The organism is Pseudomonas sp. EB271-G4-1, assembly GCF_058791355.1.
In genome coordinates, this window is sequence record NZ_JBYTEO010000008.1 from 119902 (window position 1) to 139006 (window position 19105).

A 19105-nucleotide genomic window follows, 5' to 3' on the forward strand; every position below is an offset into this window, starting at 1 on the left:
TCTGGGCACCAATTCAAATTCAAGGTCACGACCTTGAATTTCACAGAAACCCGCGAAAGCGGGTTTTTGCGTTTCTGGCCCCTGTAGGAGCTGCCGAAGGTTGCGATCTTTTGATTTTGGTTTTTAAGATCAAAAGATCGCAACCTTCGGCAGCTCCTACAGATCAATTGCTCCGCCCAGAGCGCATATGAGAAACAATATCGTTTATCATTGTTGCAAGATTTTGCAATGCGACAGTGAGGAACCCTGCGAATGATGTTTCGAAATACCCTGCGCCGCGGCCTGACCACCACTCTGCTTGGCCTGGCACTCGCCACCCCCCTCACCCAGGCTGCCGATCCAGTCTCCCTTACACTCTATAACGGCCAACACAAGGAAGTCGGCGATGCGGTCGCCAAAGCCTTCGAAGCCAAGACAGGCATTCACGTCAATGTGCGCAAGGGCAGCAGCAACCAGCTTGCCAGCCAAGTCGTCGAAGAAGGCGATCGCTCTCCCGCCGATGTGATCTACACCGAAGAGTCGCCGCCACTGAACAAACTCGGCGAGCAAGGCGTTCTGGCCAAGGCCGACGACACCACGCTGGCCGTTCTGCCCAAGGACTATGTCGCCGCTGACGGCACCTGGATTGGCGTCACCGCTCGGGTGCGTGTCGTCGCATTCAACCCGAAGTTGATTGACGAAAAAGACCTGCCGAAATCGGTGATGGAATTCTCCGATCCAAAATGGCAAGGCAAGGTCGGCTTCGTCCCTACCAGCGGCGCCTTCCAGGAACAAGCCGTGGCGATCATCAAGGTGCACGGCATGGAGGCTGCGGAAGAATGGCTGACCGGCTTGCGCGCTTTCGGCAAGACCTACAGCAACAACATGGTTGCCCTAAAAGCCGTGGAAAACGGCGAAGTCGCGACGGTGCTGGTAAACAACTACTACTGGTTCGCCTTGCAGCGCGAAAAGGGCCAGCTCGATTCGAAACTGCATTACTTCACTGGCGGCGACGTCGGCGGCCTGATTACCGTATCGAGTGCGGCCGTGCTGAAATCCAGCAAACATCCAAAAGAAGCCCAGCAACTGCTCGCCTACATGGCCAGTGAAGAGGGCCAGCGCGTGATCACCCAGACCACCGCCGAATACCCGCTACACAAAGGCATGCAATCGGATCGCGGCCTCAAGCCTTTCAGCGAACTGCAAGCACCGAACGTCACGCCCGCCGACCTCGGCAATGCCGAAGAAGCCTTGGACCTGGAACGCGAGGTTGGCCTGAACTGATGAGCGCATCGCTATCCGCCTCCGCCTCGCACGGTCGATACGTACCAGGGCGCAGGCGGCCTTCCATCTGGTTGATTCTGCCGGTGTTACTGCTGGTCGTGCTCAGCTTGCTTCCCCTGGCCTACGTCGGCCTGAAGGCCTGGCAAGCGGGTTGGGCCCAGGCGCTGCATCTGCTGTGGCGGCCTTATGTGTTTGGCCTGCTGCGCAATACCCTGGCGCTGATGATTGGCGTGACACTGACTTGCGGCGTGATCGGCCTGTCGCTGGCATGGCTGCTGGAGCGCAGCAATCTGCCGGGGCGACGCCTGTGGGGCGTGATTCTGTGTTTACCGTTCGCCGTACCGGCGTTTGTCAGCAGTTTTACCTGGGTGTCGCTGAGCGCACATTTCGAAGGGCTCGGCGGGGCGATCCTGATAATGAGCCTGTCCAAATACCCGCTGATCTTCCTGCCGGTGGCCGCCACCCTGCGCAATCTCGACCCCTCACTCGAAGAGTCTGCCCGCACCCTGGGGCAGAATCGCTGGGGAGTATTTTTCCGCGTCACCCTACCGCTGCTCTGGCCTTCGCTGCTGGCGGGATCGCTACTGATTGCCCTGCACATGTTGGTGGAATTCGGTGCACTGTCGATCATTGGCCTGCAAACCTTCACCACCGCGATTTACCAACAGTTCGAGCTGGAATTCAGCAACGCCAACGCCGCGATGCTCTCGGCGGTGTTGCTGGCACTGTGCTTGATGTTGCTGTGGCTGGAACTGCGCGTTCGCGGCAAAGGCCGGCATGTACGTACAGGCCAGGGCGCGGCGCGACAGGCAGAACAGGTCAGATTGGGCCCCTGGATGATGGCTGGGCAGCTTTACTGCCTGTTGCTGGCGATCATCGGCAGCGGCATTCCTCTGGGAATGCTGGCGTACTGGCTGGCCGTGGGCTCGTCGGCGGCATTCCCGATCGCCGCGATCAGCGAGGCGCTGCTTTCCTCCCTGGCCCTGTCCTTGGGCGGCGCGGCGTTTTGTCTGCTGCTGGCGTTGCCGGTGGGGTTGCTGGTGGTGCGCTATAAAGGGCCACTGGCAATCTGGGCAGAACGTTTGCCGTATCTGCTGCACGCGCTGCCAGGCCTGGTGATTGCACTGACCCTGGTGTATTTCGCGCTCCACTATGTGCCGGTGCTGTACCAGACTTCGACACTGCTGCTGATTGCTTATGCGCTGCTGTTTCTACCGCTGGCCCAGGCACCGATTCGCACAGCACTGAACAAGGCTGCGCCGCAACTGGAAGAGGCGGCGCGCACGCTGGGGGCATCTTCGTTCAGTGCGTTTTGCCGGATAACGCTGCCAATCATTTTTCCGGCGCTGGGAGCAGCGTTTGCATTGGTATTTCTGGATGCGATGAAGGAATTGACGGCGACCTTGCTGTTGAGCCCAACCGGGCTCAACACGCTGGCCACTGAGGTGTGGGCGCATACCGCGAATGTGGAGTTTGCGGCGGCGGCGCCTTATGCGGCGTTGTTGATATTGGTGTCGGGGCTGCCTGTATATCTATTAACAACCCGGATGTATTTGAGCCGCTGAGATCGCTTTCGCGAGCAGGCTCGCTCCAACAGGGCTCGGTAGATCACCTGTGGGAGCGAGCCTGCTCGCGAAGAGGCCAGGCCAGGCCAGGCAAAACATCAAGCCCTGAACTGCCCCAAGCTGGCTTTGAGCTGCGCCGCCAGGCCATCGAGCACCTTGCCGCTGGCCGTGGTTTCCACCACCGCCTGGGCCGCCTTTTCGGCTTGCACATGAATGGTCTCGACCCGACCTCGCACAGCCTGTGCTCCCCGAGCCTGATGCTCGGCAGCCTGGGTCGCCAGGCCGATTGCCGTGTGCACCTGCTCGACCGAAGCCTGCACCGATTGCTGCAACCGCGCGCTGTCACGCAGAACCAACAGGCCTTCACTGGCCTGGCGCCCGGCCTGGCCGATTGCCGCTACGGCCTCGCGGGCACCTTGCTGCAACGCTACGATGTGCGCCTGGATATCGCCGGTGGAGCTTTGCGTCTTGCTCGCCAACGCGCGCACTTCATCTGCCACCACCGCAAAGCCGCGACCGGTTTCGCCGGCGCGCGCTGCCTCAATGGCCGCGTTCAGCGCCAGCAGGTTGGTCTGTTCGGCAATCCCATGAATGACCGTCAGCACTACCTCAATCTGCTCACTCTGCTGTGCCAGGCGCTCAATCACTTGCGCGCCAGTCTCAACCTGGCCCGCCAACGCTTCAATCAGAGTGCCGACTTTCGCCGAAGTCCGGGTGTTTTCGTCGGTGGCCTGGCGGATATCCACCACCTGCTTCAATGCCGCTTGCATGGCCTGGCTTTCCGACTGCGCCTCATCCGCCATTCGTGACAAGGCCCGCAGGCTTTCAGCCACCTCATCGCGCTGCATGCCCGCCGCCGCATCCGCCCCCGCGTTGCGCAATGTCATGGCGCCAATTTCCACACCGGTACGCTGGGCGACATCACCCGCCTCGCGCACTATCGGCTGCAATTTGTCGACGAAGCGATTGACCGCCGACGCCATATCGCCGATTTCGTCCCTGCTGCTGATCTGCACACGCTTGGTCAGATCGCCCTCACCCGCCGCCAGGTCATCCATGGCGACAATCAACATCCTCAGGCGGTTGACGACTCGGCGCCCGAGCACGACCGCCAGCAACAGCAGGACACCAAAGCCCACCAAAGCCAGGCTCACTCCAATACGCCAGCGCAGGGTTGTCGCGGCCTCCTGCACGGTGGCGGTGGTATTGGCTTTCATTTCAGCGGCCGTGGACTGCGCCGATTGCAGACGTGCACCCATGGCCGCTGCGCTGTCGGCCGCCGCGCCTTTGAGGCTGTCGCCCACCAACTGGTCGCCACTGGCAATCAACGCCGAGAAGCGCTTGTCCAGTGCCGCCAGGTCGGCCTCTACCGACGCCGTCGAGACGCCCATCAAGACCTTGCCGATCTCCACGCCATTAGGGTTGATCGAGGCCTCGACGTAGAAGACCGACGGATCGTTCTTCGCCGCGTCCAGCACCTTGTCCAGTGCGCGCTCGCCCTGGCCTTTTTCCAGCAGCGCCTTGTTGATCGGGTTTTCCCGGTTGAGGTAACGCGTCAGATGCTGGCCCGTGGCGTCGTCGTACACCACGAACAGGACATTGGGGTTGCGCTGGGCCCGACGGGCAAACTCGGACAAGGTCGGCACGTCGTTATCCCACATGGCGCGAGGCGCCACCGAGGCCAGAAGCTGTGCCATGTCGCTGGCGGAATCCTTCAGGTCTTTTTCCAGGGTCGAACGCAACTGGGCCTGCTCGTCCTTCAATCGCGAAGACAAGCCAGCCGTGAGGCGTTGACGCGTACTGGCAGACAGGCTGTCCAGGCTCGACGTGACTTCACGCCCCGCCTGCTCGAGCTCACCGGACAGTTTTTGACTGTCCGCCCCCAGGCGCTGGGCGAGATCGGCTTCCAGCGCCGTCACAGTGCTCCGGGTCAGCGCGACCGCCACCAGCACCTGCACCAAAAGGGCGATACCAAGGGTAACGAATACAGGCCGCAACAAACGGCTTTGTAACAACGAGAGAACAGCTGACACTTGAAATCCCTCTGCATTTGCGCCATTAAATTGATGGCACGCCCGAAAGTGACGCTTTAGGCAAAGGTAATAGCAAAGGTCATGCCGTCCTACAGACATATACGACAAAGGCCCCTATTGAGGGGCCTTTGTGTTTTACATCAACAGCTTATCAAGCGAACGGATGGCGCAGAACGATGGTTTCGTTGCGGTCCGGACCCGTCGAAATAATGTCGATCGGCGCGCCGATCAGCTCTTCGACGCGTTTGATGTAAGCACGGGCGTTAGCTGGCAGCTCTTCCAGGGTTTTGGCACCCACGGTCGACTCGGTCCAGCCCGGCACCTCTTCGTACACAGGCTGCAGGCCCACGTAGCTGTCAGCATCAGTCGGGGCAACGGCGTTGCCTTGCGCATCTTTGTAGCCGACGCAGATGTTGATGGTTTCCAGACCGTCGAGCACGTCCAGCTTGGTCAGGCAGATGCCCGAGATGCTGTTCACATCGATAGCGCGACGCAGGATAACAGCGTCGAACCAACCACAACGACGAGCACGGCCGGTAGTCGCGCCGAACTCGTGACCTTGTTTAGCCAGGTGCGCACCGACTTCGTCGAACAACTCAGTCGGGAATGGACCCGAACCTACACGCGTGGTGTAAGCCTTGGTAATGCCCAGGATGTAGTCCAGGAACATAGGGCCAACACCCGAACCGGTAGCTACGCCGCCAGCGGTGGTGTTAGAGCTGGTCACGTACGGGTAGGTACCGTGGTCGATGTCCAGCAGGGAGCCTTGGGCGCCTTCGAACATGATGTCTTTGCCAGCGCGACGCAGGTCGTGCAACTCGGCAGTCACGTCCAGCATCAGCGGCTTGAGCAGCTCCGCGTACTCTTTGCATTCGGCCAGGGTCTTGTCGAAGTCGATGGCCGGCTCTTTGTAGTAACCCACCAGCATGAAGTTGTGGTATTCCACCAGTTCACGCAGTTTGTCTTCAAAACGCGGCATGTTGAGCAGATCGCCCACGCGCAGGCCACGGCGTGCAACCTTGTCTTCGTAAGCCGGGCCGATGCCGCGACCGGTGGTGCCGATCTTCAGCTCGCCACGGGCCTTTTCACGGGCCTGGTCCAACGCAACGTGGAAGGACAGGATCAGTGGGCAGGACGGGCTGATACGCAGGCGCTCGCGCACCGGTACGCCTTTTTCTTCCAGCTTGGTGATCTCGCGCAGCAGAGCGTCAGGTGCAACCACCACGCCGTTGCCGATCAGGCACTGCACGCCTTCGCGCAATACGCCCGAAGGGATCAGGTGCAAGACAGTTTTTTCACCGTCGATCACCAAGGTGTGACCGGCGTTGTGGCCACCCTGGTAGCGCACTACGGCGGCAGCATGTTCGGTCAGCAGATCAACGATCTTGCCTTTGCCCTCATCACCCCACTGGGTGCCCAGGACTACGACATTCTTACCCATAACACTTGTCCTCATTCGCGCAAACTTGGTGCCGGCGGCAGCCGGCAGGAAAACTCAAGAAGCCAGTGGCGATACTTGCCAAAGCCCGTTCTGCTGAATCAATTGCCGGTCGCAGTCCGCTTCACGGGCGGCGGCCAAAGGTTGCCCAGGCAATGCCTGGACAACACGCTGACCCTCACTGCGCAACTGGCAAACCTGCTGCCAGAGTGCCGCATCCGTACTGTCAGGCATCCAGATACCGCCAGACGGTAGCTGGATCTCAGCACGCCCCAGGGTCACCAGGGTTTTCAAATCGGTAGAGAAGCCGGTTGCCGGACGAGCGCGACCGAAGTCGGCGCCGATGTCGTCGTAACGACCACCCTGGGCAATGGACTGGCCCACACCCGGCACGAACACGGCGAACACTACACCGGTGTGGTAGTGGTAACCGCGCAACTCGCCCAGGTCGAAGTACAGTGGCAACTGCGGGAAACGCACGGACAAACGCTCGGCGATTGCCAACAAGTCATCCAATGCCGCCAACACTGCAGCCGGGGCCTTGGCCAGACGCTCACGCGCAGCCGCCAGCACTTCACGGCCACCACACAAGTCGACCAGGGCGCGCAGCATGCCCGACAGGTCAGCCGGCAAGCCTTCGGTCAAGGTAATGACCTCATCGATGGCTTTGCGTTGCAACGCATCGAACAACTGCTGTTCAACTTCACCGGACAGACCGGCGGCGCGGGCCAGGCCGCGGTAGATACCGACATGCCCCAGGTCCATGTGGACATCCGGTACATCAGCCAGTTGCAGCATGGCGAGCATCAGGCTGATGACTTCCACGTCGCTGCTCGGGCTGGCATCGCCATACAACTCGGCGCCCAACTGGATCGGGCTGCGCGAGGACGACAAGGCACGTGGCTGGGCATGCAGTACGCTACCGGCGTAGCACAGGCGACTTGGCCCTTCGCGGCGCAAGGTATGCGCATCGATGCGCGCCACTTGCGGCGTGATGTCGGCACGGAACCCCATCTGCCGGCCCGATTGCGGGTCAATGACCTTGAAGGTACGCAGATCCAGGTCCTGGCCCGCGCCGGTCAGCAGGGACTCCAGGTACTCGATATGGGGAGTCACGACAAACTCGTAACCCCAGCTCTGGAACAGATCCAACACCTGGCGACGCGCTACTTCGATACGCGCCGCTTCCGGTGGCAGTACTTCTTCGATGCCATCTGGCAATAGCCAGCGGTCTACCGTTGCCATTACGCCTTCCCCTGTATCCGGGCGGCCAGCCTGCGGCCGAGCCTTGAGTGAAGCAGAAAATGATCAGCCCATGTTCATAAATCAGGCGCAGGAGCAACGAAGCGAAACGCCTGTTACCGGCTTCGCCAATCACTTTCCTCGAAAAACCTGTCGAGCATTCAGCTCGGGCACCTGCACAAAACAGCATTCAAACATGCAGACGCAAAAAAGCCGGGAATTTCCCGGCTGCCGCATCATACACACGTTTTCCCAAAGGATCACCCCGCCAGAGGTATTAGCCGCCCGGCGGGATGAATCAGGTCAACGTTGTATCAAGGCTTGGCTTTTTCCAGGTAATGGAAGAAGTCACTGCTTGGGTCCAGGACCATGACGTCGGATTTGTTCGCGAAGCTTTCACGGTAGGCACGCAGGCTACGGTAGAACGCGTAGAACTCCTGATCCTGACCGTAGGCCTTGGAGTAGATCGAAGCGGCCTCAGCGTCACCATCACCGCGAATCTCTTCGGATTCACGATAGGCTTCAGCCAACAGCACGCGACGTTGACGATCGGCGTCGGCACGGATGCCTTCAGCCAGCTCGTTACCCTTGGCGCGATGCTCGCGAGCTTCACGCTCACGCTCGGTGCTCATACGTTCGAACACGCTGCGGTTCACTTCCTTCGGCAAGTCGATGGTCTTGACCCGAACATCGACAACCTCGATGCCCAGCTCCTTTTCAGCCATCTTGTTCAGCGAAGCGGTGATATCCGCCATCAGCGCATCACGCTCACCGGACACGACTTCGTGCAAGGTGCGCTTACCGAACTGGTCACGCAGGCCCGATTCGAGACGACGGGACAGACGCTCGTCGGCAATCTGCTTCAGACCGGAGGTCGCGGTGTAGAAACGCTCGGCGTCCTTCACCCGCCACTTGGCGAACGCATCGACCATCACGGCCTTCTTTTCCAGCGTCAGGAAGCGTTGCGTCGGTGCATCCAGCGTCATCAGGCGAGCATCAAATTTACGCACCTGGTTAACGTAAGGCACCTTCACATGCAGGCCTGGCTGAACATCGGCCTGGACCACGCGACCGAACTGCAGCAACACCGCACGCTCGGTCTGAGCCACGATGTAGAAGCAGTTCCAGGCTGCGATCGCCACGACGACGCCGACAATAAGGGCGATCAGCGATTTATTGCTCATCAGCGACTCTCCCTGGTACGTGCTTGCTGTTGCTGCAGATCAGCTGCCGCACGCGCATTCGCTTCATTGCTGGTGGCTGCCGCGCCGGTCACCTGGGTGCTGGTGCTGCGACCACTTTCGACCATTTTGTCCAGCGGCAGGTACAGCAGGTTGCTCTGGCCATTCTTGTTACCGGTCACGAGAACCTTGCTGGTATTACTGAAGACTTCCTGCATGGTGTCCAGGTACAGACGCTGGCGGGTGACTTCAGGTGCCTTGCGGTACTCGGCGACCAGCTTGCTGAAGCGATCGGCCTCACCCTTGGCACGCGAGACGGTTTCGTCACGGTAGCCATTGGCATCTTCAAGGATGCGCTGGGCCTGACCACGAGCTTCCGGCACGACGCCGTTGGCATAGGTTTCAGCCTGGTTGCGCGAACGCTGCTCGTCTTCACGGGCGCGGATCACGTCATCGAAGGCTTCCTGTACTTCGCGCGGTGCCGCTGCGCTCTGTACGTTCACCTGGGTAACGGTGATACCGGTGCGATAGGTATCCATGAAGCGTTGCAGGCGCTCCTTGATCTCGCTGGCCATCAATTCACGACCTTCGGTCAACACCTGGTCCATCGCGGTGGAACCCACCACATGGCGCAGGGCGCTGTCGGTCGCGTGCTGCAGGCTGATTTCCGGCTGATCGACGCTCAGCACGAAGTCCTGCAGGTTGCTGATCTTGTACTGCACGGTCAGCGGCACTTCGACGATGTTTTCGTCTTCAGTCAGCATTTGACCTTGCTTGGTGTATGCACGCTCACGCGTGACGTTTTCCATGTACTTCTTGTCGATCGGCGGGAAGTAGATATTCAGGCCGGGGCCGACGGTTTCGTAGTACTTGCCGAAGCGCAGCACCACGGCTTGCTCCTGCTCGTCGACGACATAGACCGCGCTGTACAGCCAAACGGCTGCCAATACGACCAGGCCGATGCCCAGCAGGCCGCCGAAGCCGCCGCTCTTGCCCGAACCACCACCATCATCCCCGCGTTTCTTGCCACCACCGAACAACCCATTCAGGCTTTCCTGCAGCTTTCGGAAGGCCTCGTCGAGATCCGGCGGCCCCTTGCGGTCGCCGTTATTACGACGCTTGCCACCCCAAGGATCCTGATTATTCGAGTTGCCACCCGGCTCATTCCAAGCCATAGCGCTCTCCATCTGATAAAGCAAAGACGCACCCACGGCGCGCCGACCAATGCTACAGAATGCCTGTCACCACGGCACAACCGCTTTCTCAGGCTTTTATTGCAAAGTGTGTTGCTCGATGAATTCCACCGGTTGCAAACCTTCGCGGCTCACCAGCCGATTCAACTCGGCGCGTGGCAAACGAACGGCCAGCAAACTGATGCCTTCGTCGTCATGTTCTTCCTTCTGTACCGCCCCGAGTTCGAAGAACTGCGCACGCAGTCGAGCAAATCGGTTGGGCAAGCGCAAGGTGCCAACAAACAAATCATCCCCAAGCAGTTCGGCCACGGCCTGCCTGAGCAGGTCCAGACCTGTACCGTCCTTGGCCGACAACCAGACCCGCTGCGGCTTGCCATCCGCATCGCGCTGGATCTGCGGTTCCACGCCCTCGAGCAAATCGAGTTTGTTATAGACCTCCAGGATCGGCAAGTCTTGAGCCCCGATCTCCCCAAGCACCACCATGACCTGTTCAATCTGGGCCATGCGCTCGGGTTCATGGGAGTCGATCACATGCAGCAGCAGATCGGAATTGCTCGACTCTTCGAGCGTAGCCCGAAATGCCTCGACCAGCTTGTGCGGCAGGTGACGAATGAACCCCACGGTGTCGGCCAGCACGATCGGCCCGAGGTCATCGAGTTCGAGTCGGCGCAAGGTCGGGTCGAGGGTGGCGAAGAGTTGGTCGGCGGCGAAAACTTCGGAATCGGTCACCGAGTTGAACAACGTCGACTTGCCGGCGTTGGTGTAGCCCACCAGTGAAACCGTCGGTATGTCAGCCCGCTTGCGGCCACGACGCGACTGCTCGCGCTGGCTGCGGACCTTTTCCAGGCGCCCCTTGATCTGCCGTAGGCGAACCCGCAAAAGACGCCGGTCGGTTTCCAGCTGGGTTTCACCCGGACCGCGCAAGCCGATACCACCCTTCTGCCGCTCAAGGTGAGTCCAGCCGCGAACCAGCCGCGTACTCATGTATTCAAGCTGGGCCAGTTCAACCTGGAGCTTGCCTTCATGGGTGCGGGCGCGTTGGGCGAAGATATCGAGAATCAGACCCGTACGGTCGATCACGCGACACTCGAAAGCGCGTTCGAGGTTACGTTCCTGACTGGGCGTGAGGGTGTGATTGAAAATCACCAGATCTACCTGCTCGGCTTTGACCAGATCGCGTAATTCCTCGACCTTGCCACTGCCAATCAGGTATTTGGCGGATGGCCGATGACGCGGCACGTTGAAAAACGCGACGGTCTCGGCGCCAGCCGAAATTGCCAACTCCTGAAACTCCTGCGGATCTTCGCGCGCCTCAGGGTCCTGTCCATCCAAGTGAACGAGAATGGCCCGTTCACCACCACCGTGGCGCTCAAAGAACAAAGGAGACTCCTATCAGGCGTTACCTGGCTCAGCATCACCTGCTTCGGATTCGGTTGCGCTAGGCAGACGAATTGGACGAACCGGCACTACTGTAGAGATAGCGTGTTTGTAGACCATTTGGCTGACGGTGTTTTTCAGCAGGATAACGAATTGGTCGAAAGACTCGATCGTACCTTGCAGTTTAATCCCGTTGACCAGGTAGATGGACACCCCAACTTTCTCTTTACGTAAAGTATTCAAGTAAGGGTCTTGTAGCGAATGCCCTTTTGACATGTGCCGCACTCCTTTAAGGATTCAATATAAAAAAATAGGTAAACAGATGGCTTTGGCCGCCCCACCCCCAAGGATAGACGGCAATTGCAAGGACTCAGCTCAATATGGAGATGGTCCCCAGGTATTTCAAGGCGCGCGGCAGATTGTCGCAATCGAGACTGTCCAGCCAGTGTAAATCAGCCCAACTGCGAAGCCAGGTGAACTGGCGCTTCGCCAATTGGCGCGTGGCAATGATTCCACGCTCCTGCATCTCGGCTGACGTCAGCTTGCCATCCAGGTAATCCCAGACTTGGCGGTAGCCCACCGCACGTATAGACGGCAACCCTGTATGCAGGTCACTTCTATTACGCAGGGCTAGGACCTCGTCGATGAATCCCTGTTCCAACATTAAGGTGAATCTTTGTTTAATTCGCTCGTGCAGTACCTGGCGATTCGCCGGAGCAATGGCCAAGTTCGCGACAGTATAGGGCAATTGTTGCCGTCCCGAAGCGGCTGCTTCAGTACTTTGCGCAGATTGTCGCAAGCGAAGCGCAGTCATGCTTTGACCGCTGACACGGTAAACTTCCAGCGCTCGACTCAAACGCTGCGGATCGTTCGGATGAATACGTGCCGCGGAAACCGGGTCAATAACCGCCAATTGCTCGTGCAGCGCCTGCCAGCCAAGGCGTGCAGCCTCTTCCTCGATCTGCGCGCGGACCTCCGGGTCGGCGGCCGGCATATCCGCAAGCCCTTCAACCAACGCCTTGTAATAGAGCATTGTGCCGCCGACCAGCAGCGGAATTTTGCCCCGCGCGGTGATCTCGGCCATGGCTTGCAGGGCATCGCGACGGAAATCTGCCGCCGAGTAGGCCTCGGCCGGGTCGAGAATATCGATCAAACGGTGCGGGAACTCTGCCAACAGCTCTTTTGATGGCTTGGCGGTACCAATGTCCATGCCGCGGTAGACCAGCGCCGAATCGACACTGATCAGCTCGCAGGGCAGCACTTTGGTGAGCTCGATGGCCAGGTCGGTCTTGCCGGCGGCGGTCGGGCCCATCAGGAAAATCGCAGGGGGGAACCGGTTCATCAACGACCGCGCAAGAACAGTTTGTCCAGATCGTCCAGGCCCAGTTGGGTCCAGGTCGGTCGGCCATGGTTGCATTGACCGCTGCGCTCGGTGTTTTCCATGTCGCGCAGCAGACCGTTCATTTCCGGCAGGGCCAGGCGCCGATTGGCCCGGACCGCGCCATGGCAGGCCATGGTGCCGAGCAATTCGTTGAGGTGCGCCTGAATCCGGTCGCTGGTGCCATATTCCATCAAGTCGGCTAACACGTCACCCACCAGTCGATTGGCCTCAGCCTGTTTGAGCAAGGCTGGTATCTGCCGAATGGCCAGGGTTTCCGGGCCGAGGCGCTGCAGTTCGAAGCCCAGGCGCTGGAACCAGGCAACATGCTCTTCGGCGCAATCGGCTTCACGTTGACTGAGTGCCAGGGTTTCGGGCACCAGCAGCGGTTGCCCGCTCAAGCCTTCGCTGGCCATGGCGACTTTCAGGCGTTCGTACATGATCCGCTCATGAGCGGCATGCATGTCTACCAGCACCAGCCCCTGGGCGTTTTCCGAAAGGATGTAGATGCCTTTGAGCTGCGCCAGCGCGTAGCCCAGCGGCGGAATGTCGTCCTGACCAGCTGGCAGCGCTACCGCATTGGCCTCGGGCAACGGCGCGAAGAATTCGCGATAGGCGGCCTGTGCTTCTGCAACCGGAACAGCTGACTGGGGACGCGGGGTGTATTGATATTGATATCCAGCCCCTGCCCCCGAACCGGCGGGTGCATTGAACGAAGGCTGTGCCTGAGGCTGTTCCAGCAGCGCATTGGCGGCCAGGCGCATCTCACCCTGCGGGCCGAACTCACCGGCTTCGAGGCCGGTAGGCCGCACTGCGGCTGTCGCAACCGGCGCCGCCAGATGATCGTCCGGCCGCACATCGCCCAAGGCACGGTGCAGGGTGCCATAGAGAAAATCGTGAACCATGCGCCCTTCACGGAAGCGCACTTCGTGCTTGGTGGGGTGCACGTTGACATCGACGCCCGTCGGGTCGACCTCGAAGAACAGCACGAACGTCGGATGCCGGCCGTTGAACAATACGTCGCGATAAGCCTGGCGCACGGCGTGTGCCACCAGCTTGTCGCGCACGGCACGACCATTGACAAAGAAATACTGTAAGTCCGCCTGGCTGCGGTTGAAGGTCGGCAACCCTACCCAGCCCCACAGATGCAGGCCATTGCGCTCGATTTCGATCGGTAGCGCCTGCTCCAGGAAACCGGGTCCGCAAATGGCCGCCACGCGCCGGGCGCGAGCTGCATCGTCGCGGGCTTCGTGCAGGCTGAGGATGGTCTTGCCGTTATGACGCAGATGAAAGGCCACGTCGAACCGCGCCAGGGCCAGGCGCCTGATGACTTCCTGCAGGTGATCGAATTCGGTTTTTTCGGTCTTGAGAAACTTGCGGCGTGCTGGAGTATTAAAGAACAGGTCACGCACCTCGACCGAGGTACCCACCGGATGAGCCGCAGGCTGCACCCGCGGCGCCATGTCACGGCCCTCGGTCTCGACTTGCCAGGCCTGCTCGGCATCGCGGGTGCGCGACGTCAGGGTCAGGCGCGCAACCGAACTGATCGATGCCAATGCCTCACCGCGAAAGCCCAGGCTCATGACCTGTTCAAGATCTTCCAGGTTGCGGATCTTGCTGGTGGCGTGTCGCGCCAGGGCCAGCGGCAGGTCATCGGCGGAAATGCCGCTGCCATCGTCGCGCACCCGGAGCAACTTGACGCCACCCTGCTCCACGTCGACATCGATGCGCTTGGCGCCGGAGTCGAGGCTGTTTTCCAGCAACTCCTTGATCACCGAAGCCGGCCGTTCAACCACTTCGCCAGCGGCGATCTGGTTCGCCAACCGTGGGCTGAGCAGCTCGATGCGAGCGCTGTTGTTCACGACTTCGTTCATTCCTTGGCCGCCAGTTCAGTGCCTGGGATGGTCAGGTGCTGGCCGATCTTGAGCTCATCGCTCGACAGGTTGTTGGCACTGCGCAGGGTCGCTGGGGACACTTGATAGCGCACCGCGATCATCGCCAGCGTCTCGCCCGGGTTTACCCGATGGTCACGAGGACCTTGAGCGATTTTTCCGGAATCACGCAGCCAGGCAATGTAAGTGCCCGGTGGCGGATTCTGCTGGAAGAACTGGCGCACGCCGCTGCTGATGGAGCGCGCCAGCGCCTGCTGGTGGCTCGACGCAGCCAGCTTCGAGGCTTCGTTGGCGTTGGAGATAAACCCGGTTTCGACCAGGATCGACGGGATGTCCGGCGACTTCAGCACCATGAACCCGGCCTGCTCGACGCGTTGCTTGTGCAGTGGCGTGACCCGGCCGATGTTGCTCAGCACTTTCTGGCCGACGTTCAGGCTGGAGGTCAGGGACGCGGTCATCGACAGATCGAGCAATACGCCAGCCAGCATGCGGTCCTTATCGTCGAGACTGACGTTGCCGGCACCCCCGATCAGGTCCGAACGGTTTTCGCTGTCAGCCAGCCAGCGCGCGGTTTCCGAAGTGGCACCACGATCGGACAGGGCGAACACCGAGGCACCGAACGCCGCGGCAGAAGGCGCGGCGTCGGCGTGAATCGAGACAAACAGGTCGGCGCCTTTCTTGCGGGCAATTTCCGTACGGCCACGCAATGGAATGAAATAGTCGCCGGTGCGCGTCAGCTCCGCGCGAAAGCCTTTCATGCCATTGACCTGGCGCTGCGTTTCACGGGCGATCTGCAGCACCACGTCCTTCTCGCGCTGACCACGGGAGCCGGAGGCGCCCGGGTCTTCACCACCGTGACCGGCATCGATTACCACAACGATGTCGCGCTTGCCGGCCGGTGCGGGAGGCAGCTTGATCGAAGGTTCGGATGGCGTGACCGGAACGGCCGGCACCGTGGCCACCGATGGCGTCGGCACTGGTGGCGGTGGCGCGGCATCGGCCGGGTTATCGAACAGATCGACCACCAGGCGATTGCCATACTGGGCGTTGGGCGCCAAGGAGAAGCTTTTTGGCGTCACCGCCTTTTTCAGGTCGATGACCACCCGCAAGTCGGTCGGCGTACGTTGTGCCGAGCGCATCGCGGTGATCGGGGTGTTGGACGAGTTGACGTTCAACGGCGCACCGAGGCTCGCGCCATTGATGTCGATGACCAGGCGATCCGGGGCCGTCAGCGTAAAGACGCTGTGCTGCACCGGACCGGACAGGTCGAACACCAGCCGCGTGTTGTCCGGAGCCCGCCACAGGCGAACACTGTTGACCTTCGTCTCGGCCACAGCGTCGACGGTCACCGCCAGAAACATCACCCCTACGGCAGCAACCAACGCGCGAAAGCGCATACCTAACCCCATCATCTATTTGGATTCCAATGCCAAAGCGGCACACCAGGCCTCGCCACGCGAACCCCTGGGTAAAATTTTCAGCGAACGCCCGCTGTCTCGCGGGCTAATGGTAATGGTCAGGTCGGGCTTTGGCAAAAAGCCTGCACCTTTATCGGGCCATTCGATCAGGCACAGCGCATCGTCCTCGAAATAGTCGCGGATGCCGAGAAATTCCAGCTCCTCCGGATCGACCAGGCGATACAAGTCGAAATGGAAGGCACGAATGTCGCCGATCTCATAGGGTTCGACCAGGGTGAAGGTCGGGCTTTTGACCGCCCCGACATGCCCCAAACCACGAATGATACCCCGGGACAATGTGGTTTTCCCCATCCCCAGATTACCTTCGAGGAAGATCAGGCCATGCCCCTCGGTGATACGGGCGATACGTGCGCCAAAGTCGCTCATGGCCTGCTCATCGGCCAGGTACAGGGTTACTTCAGACACGGTGCTTGCTCCTCCAACAACTGACGAATGGCTGGTATCAAATCACTGGCCGCCAGTCCACGGCCGAATTTACCTTGGCGTTCACCGGCATTGGCGTGTAGCCAGACGGCCAGGCAAGTCGCATCGAACGCGTCCATGCCCTGGGCCAGCAGCGCACCCACCAGACCCGCCAGCACGTCGCCCAGACCGGCGGCAGCCATTGCCGGATGACCTTGATGACACACGGCAAGCCGCCCGTCAGGACAGGCGATCAGACTGCCGGCCCCCTTGAGCACCACCACTGCTGTGTATTTTTTGCTCAGTGCATGGGCCGCCGCGGGGCGATCGGCCTGAACCTGGGCAGTGCTGAGTCCCAGCAACCGAGCGGCTTCTCCCGGATGCGGCGTGATCACGCACCCCTTGGGCAAGCTCACCCGGCCTTCCGCCAGCAGGTTCAGCGCATCGGCGTCCCAGACTTGCGGCAGGGGTGCGTTGGCGGCGGCCGACAACAAGCTTCTCCCCCATGCACCCTGCCCCAGTCCAGGGCCGACCACCAGTACGGACACCTTTTGAAGCAAATCCATCAGTTGATTGGCCGACGCAGCGCCCAGCGCCATCGCCTCGGGGATCCGGGCCAGGGCAGCCGGCACATGCTCGGGGCGGGTCGCCAGCGACACCATGCCCGCGCCGCTGCGCAATGCACTTTGCGCGCTCAACAGGATTGCCCCGCCCAGCCCGCGATCGCCACCGATCAGCAATACGTGGCCGAACTGGCCCTTATGGGAAGCGCCCCTGCGGGCGGCCAGGCGCGGCAGGTTGCCGGCTGTCAGGCGTCGGGCGGTAATCGGCGCCCCCTCGAGCAGCCGGGGATCGGCGTGCAGGTCATTGAACACCCGCTCGCCCACCACATTTGCCGCGTCGCCGGTGAATAACCCCAACTTCAAGCCGATAAAGGTTACCGTCAGATCGGCTCGCACGGCACAACCGAGGATGCGCCCGGTATCAGCGCATAGCCCGGAGGGGATATCCACCGCCACCACCGGAAGGCCGCTGGCGTTGATCGCGGCGATGACACTGGCGTACGGCTCGCGCACATCACCGGCCAAGCCGGTACCGAGCAAGGCGTCGAGGACAATGCCCCGGTAGTCCGATTGCGCGCTCCACGCTTCGATGACCACGTTTTCGGACACCGCTTCGGCATGGGCCGAAGCCGCATCACCGCGCAGCTGCCGGGGATCGCCTGCCGCCAGAACCCGTACCGTCCACCCGCCGCGCTTGGCCAGCACGGCGACCAGGTAACCGTCGCCAGCGTTATTGCCGTGGCCTGCGACCACCGTTAATTCATTCGCCGCCGGCCAATGCCGGACCAGCGCTCGCCAGGTGGCCCGTGCGGCGCGATGCATCAATTCGAAGCCCGATGTGCCAGCCGCGATCAGGCTCGCATCGAGCCCTCGGACCTGCGCGGCGCTGTACAGCGCGTCGGGTAAATCATCTTTAGTGTGCGGCATGCGTCTACGGGCTCCGATGTCTGGCAGAATTATACGCACCTCAGCTCCGGTTTCTCTCGCCTCATGCCCGCTATTACCACAGATCTGCCTGCCCTCGCCCAATCCATCAAGGACTGGGGCCGTGAGCTGGGCTTTCAACAAGTCGGCATCAGCGGCCTGGACCTCGCCGAGCATGAGCAGCACCTGGAACGCTGGCTTGCAGCCGGCTACCACGGCGAAATGGAATACATGGGCGCCCACGGCAGCAAACGCTCGCACCCCGAAGAACTGGTACCAGGCACTTTGCGCGTGGTATCGCTGCGCATGGACTACCTGTCGGGCGATACCAGAATGGCGCAATTGCTCGCCCAACCGGAAAAAGCCTACGTCTCGCGTTATGCCTTGGGCCGCGATTACCACAAATTGATCCGCAAACGCGTGCAACAACTGGCGGAAAAAATCCAGGCCGAGATTGGTCCGTTTGGTTATCGCGCGTTTGTCGACAGCGCTCCCGTGCTGGAAAAAGCCATCGCAGAGAAAGCGGGTCTGGGCTGGATCGGCAAAAACACCCTGGTCTTGAATCGCAAGGCTGGCAGTTATTTCTTCCTGGCCGAACTGTTCGTCGACCTGCCGTTGCCCGTGGATCCACCCCATGCCACCGAACACTGCGGCCGCTGCAGCGCCTGTCTCGACATCTGCCCGACCAACGCCTTCGTCGGCCCCTATGTGCTGGACGCCCGGCGCTGTATTTCCTATTTGACCATCGAACTCAAGGGCGCCATCCCCGAAGAGCTGCGACCGCTGATCGGTAATCGGGTGTTCGGTTGCGATGACTGCCAGATCGTCTGCCCGTGGAACCGCTTTGCCCGTCCGTCCGGCGAAAGCGATTTCAAGCCACGGCACAACCTGGACAACGCCGGACTGGCCGAGTTGTTCATGTGGGACGAGGATAAATTCCTCAGCAGCACCGAAGGTTCTCCCTTGCGCCGGGCCGGCTACGAAAACTGGCTGCGCAACTTGGCGGTGGGCTTGGGAAATGCGCCTTCAACGATTCCGGTACTGGAGGCATTGAAGGCGCGACGCGAACATCCGTCCGAACTGGTGCGCGAGCATGTCGAGTGGGCATTGAAACAACACGGTCTTGTGTAGGAGCTGCCGCAGGCTGCGATCTTTTGACCTTGATTTTTTAAGGTC

At 60.7% G+C, this 19105-nt stretch carries 16 protein-coding genes; 4 read left to right on the forward strand and 12 right to left on the reverse strand.

Annotation, left to right across the window (positions count from 1 at the left end):
• The 3 genes from AC3WWR_RS06490 to AC3WWR_RS06500 form a co-directional block, all read left to right on the forward strand.
• Positions 1-191 (forward strand): hypothetical protein (locus tag AC3WWR_RS06490; protein ID WP_492598563.1); only part of this gene is annotated, 191 nt, incomplete at its 5' end.
• Between the two features lie 61 nt (positions 192-252).
• Entirely contained in the window at positions 253-1263 is a 1011-nt protein-coding gene (locus AC3WWR_RS06495) for an extracellular solute-binding protein (protein WP_020797702.1), read from the forward strand.
• Positions 1263-2828 (forward strand): ABC transporter permease, encoded by a 1566-nt coding sequence (locus tag AC3WWR_RS06500; protein ID WP_033044036.1) that lies wholly within the window; start codon positions 1263-1265, stop codon positions 2826-2828. Before AC3WWR_RS06495 ends, AC3WWR_RS06500 begins: the two co-directional genes overlap by 1 nt.
• A gap of 98 nt (positions 2829-2926) precedes the next feature.
• Here AC3WWR_RS06500 and AC3WWR_RS06505 read toward each other — a convergent pair whose 3' ends face one another.
• The 12 genes from AC3WWR_RS06505 to AC3WWR_RS06560 form a co-directional block, all read right to left on the reverse strand.
• Positions 2927-4861 carry a methyl-accepting chemotaxis protein gene (locus tag AC3WWR_RS06505; protein ID WP_033040616.1) on the reverse strand — a complete coding sequence of 645 codons (1935 nt, stop codon included), beginning with the start codon at positions 4859-4861 and terminating at the stop codon, positions 2927-2929.
• 151 nt (positions 4862-5012) lie between these two features.
• Positions 5013-6302, reverse strand: a complete 1290-nt coding sequence (locus AC3WWR_RS06510) for an adenylosuccinate synthase (protein ID WP_020797705.1) — start codon at positions 6300-6302, stop codon at positions 5013-5015.
• A 54-nt stretch (positions 6303-6356) separates the two neighbouring features.
• A complete protein-coding gene (locus AC3WWR_RS06515; protein ID WP_020797706.1) occupies positions 6357-7544 on the reverse strand; it encodes an ATP phosphoribosyltransferase regulatory subunit in 1188 nt (395 codons plus the stop codon).
• A 311-nt stretch (positions 7545-7855) separates the two neighbouring features.
• On the reverse strand, positions 7856-8725 hold the full coding sequence (hflC, locus tag AC3WWR_RS06520; RefSeq protein ID WP_020797707.1) for a protease modulator HflC: 870 nt from the start codon (positions 8723-8725) through the stop codon (positions 7856-7858).
• Positions 8725-9897 (reverse strand): FtsH protease activity modulator HflK, encoded by a 1173-nt coding sequence (hflK, locus tag AC3WWR_RS06525; protein ID WP_033040620.1) that lies wholly within the window; start codon positions 9895-9897, stop codon positions 8725-8727. Before hflK ends, hflC begins: the two co-directional genes overlap by 1 nt.
• Before the next feature lie 96 nt (positions 9898-9993).
• A complete protein-coding gene (gene hflX / locus AC3WWR_RS06530; protein WP_008064113.1) occupies positions 9994-11295 on the reverse strand; it encodes a ribosome rescue GTPase HflX in 1302 nt (433 codons plus the stop codon).
• Positions 11296-11307: 12 nt separating this feature from the next.
• Positions 11308-11568, reverse strand: coding sequence for an RNA chaperone Hfq (hfq, locus tag AC3WWR_RS06535; protein ID WP_007902656.1), 261 nt, complete (start codon positions 11566-11568; stop codon positions 11308-11310).
• A 94-nt stretch (positions 11569-11662) separates the two neighbouring features.
• Complete coding sequence (miaA, locus tag AC3WWR_RS06540) at positions 11663-12634, reverse strand: tRNA (adenosine(37)-N6)-dimethylallyltransferase MiaA (RefSeq protein WP_432669650.1); 972 nt, start codon at positions 12632-12634, stop codon at positions 11663-11665.
• On the reverse strand, positions 12634-14544 hold the full coding sequence (mutL, locus tag AC3WWR_RS06545; RefSeq protein WP_020797710.1) for a DNA mismatch repair endonuclease MutL: 1911 nt from the start codon (positions 14542-14544) through the stop codon (positions 12634-12636). Before mutL ends, miaA begins: the two co-directional genes overlap by 1 nt.
• Positions 14541-15923 (reverse strand): N-acetylmuramoyl-L-alanine amidase, encoded by a 1383-nt coding sequence (locus tag AC3WWR_RS06550; RefSeq protein ID WP_404821820.1) that lies wholly within the window; start codon positions 15921-15923, stop codon positions 14541-14543. Before AC3WWR_RS06550 ends, mutL begins: the two co-directional genes overlap by 4 nt.
• 51 nt (positions 15924-15974) lie before the next feature.
• Positions 15975-16445 (reverse strand): tRNA (adenosine(37)-N6)-threonylcarbamoyltransferase complex ATPase subunit type 1 TsaE, encoded by a 471-nt coding sequence (gene tsaE / locus AC3WWR_RS06555; protein WP_020797712.1) that lies wholly within the window; start codon positions 16443-16445, stop codon positions 15975-15977.
• Positions 16433-17932 carry a bifunctional ADP-dependent NAD(P)H-hydrate dehydratase/NAD(P)H-hydrate epimerase gene (locus AC3WWR_RS06560; protein WP_033040629.1) on the reverse strand — a complete coding sequence of 500 codons (1500 nt, stop codon included), beginning with the start codon at positions 17930-17932 and terminating at the stop codon, positions 16433-16435. The genes tsaE and AC3WWR_RS06560 overlap by 13 nt, the downstream gene beginning before the upstream one ends.
• A 63-nt stretch (positions 17933-17995) precedes the next feature.
• Between AC3WWR_RS06560 and queG the strand changes: the two genes are divergently transcribed.
• Entirely contained in the window at positions 17996-19060 is a 1065-nt protein-coding gene (gene queG / locus AC3WWR_RS06565; protein WP_020801357.1) for a tRNA epoxyqueuosine(34) reductase QueG, read from the forward strand.
• Positions 19061-19105 lie beyond the last annotated feature (45 nt).

Bases quoted from the DNA above. Each gene is read 5' to 3' on its own strand.
- miaA (WP_432669650.1), bottom strand. From the start codon at position 12,634: ATGAACCGGTTCCCCCCTGCGATTTTCCTGATGGGCCCGACCGCCGCC.
- AC3WWR_RS06495 (WP_020797702.1), top strand. From the start codon at position 253: ATGATGTTTCGAAATACCCTGCGCCGCGGCCTGACCACCACTCTGCTT.
- AC3WWR_RS06550 (WP_404821820.1), bottom strand. From the start codon at position 15,923: ATGTTTCTGGCGGTGACCGTCGACGCTGTGGCCGAGACGAAGGTCAAC.
- hfq (WP_007902656.1), bottom strand. From the start codon at position 11,568: ATGTCAAAAGGGCATTCGCTACAAGACCCTTACTTGAATACTTTACGT.
- hflK (WP_033040620.1), bottom strand. From the start codon at position 9,897: ATGGCTTGGAATGAGCCGGGTGGCAACTCGAATAATCAGGATCCTTGG.
- AC3WWR_RS06500 (WP_033044036.1), top strand. From the start codon at position 1,263: ATGAGCGCATCGCTATCCGCCTCCGCCTCGCACGGTCGATACGTACCA.
- queG (WP_020801357.1), top strand. From the start codon at position 17,996: ATGCCCGCTATTACCACAGATCTGCCTGCCCTCGCCCAATCCATCAAG.
- AC3WWR_RS06510 (WP_020797705.1), bottom strand. From the start codon at position 6,302: ATGGGTAAGAATGTCGTAGTCCTGGGCACCCAGTGGGGTGATGAGGGC.
- hflC (WP_020797707.1), bottom strand. From the start codon at position 8,725: ATGAGCAATAAATCGCTGATCGCCCTTATTGTCGGCGTCGTCGTGGCG.
- AC3WWR_RS06560 (WP_033040629.1), bottom strand. From the start codon at position 17,932: ATGCCGCACACTAAAGATGATTTACCCGACGCGCTGTACAGCGCCGCG.
- AC3WWR_RS06515 (WP_020797706.1), bottom strand. From the start codon at position 7,544: ATGGCAACGGTAGACCGCTGGCTATTGCCAGATGGCATCGAAGAAGTA.
- mutL (WP_020797710.1), bottom strand. From the start codon at position 14,544: ATGAACGAAGTCGTGAACAACAGCGCTCGCATCGAGCTGCTCAGCCCA.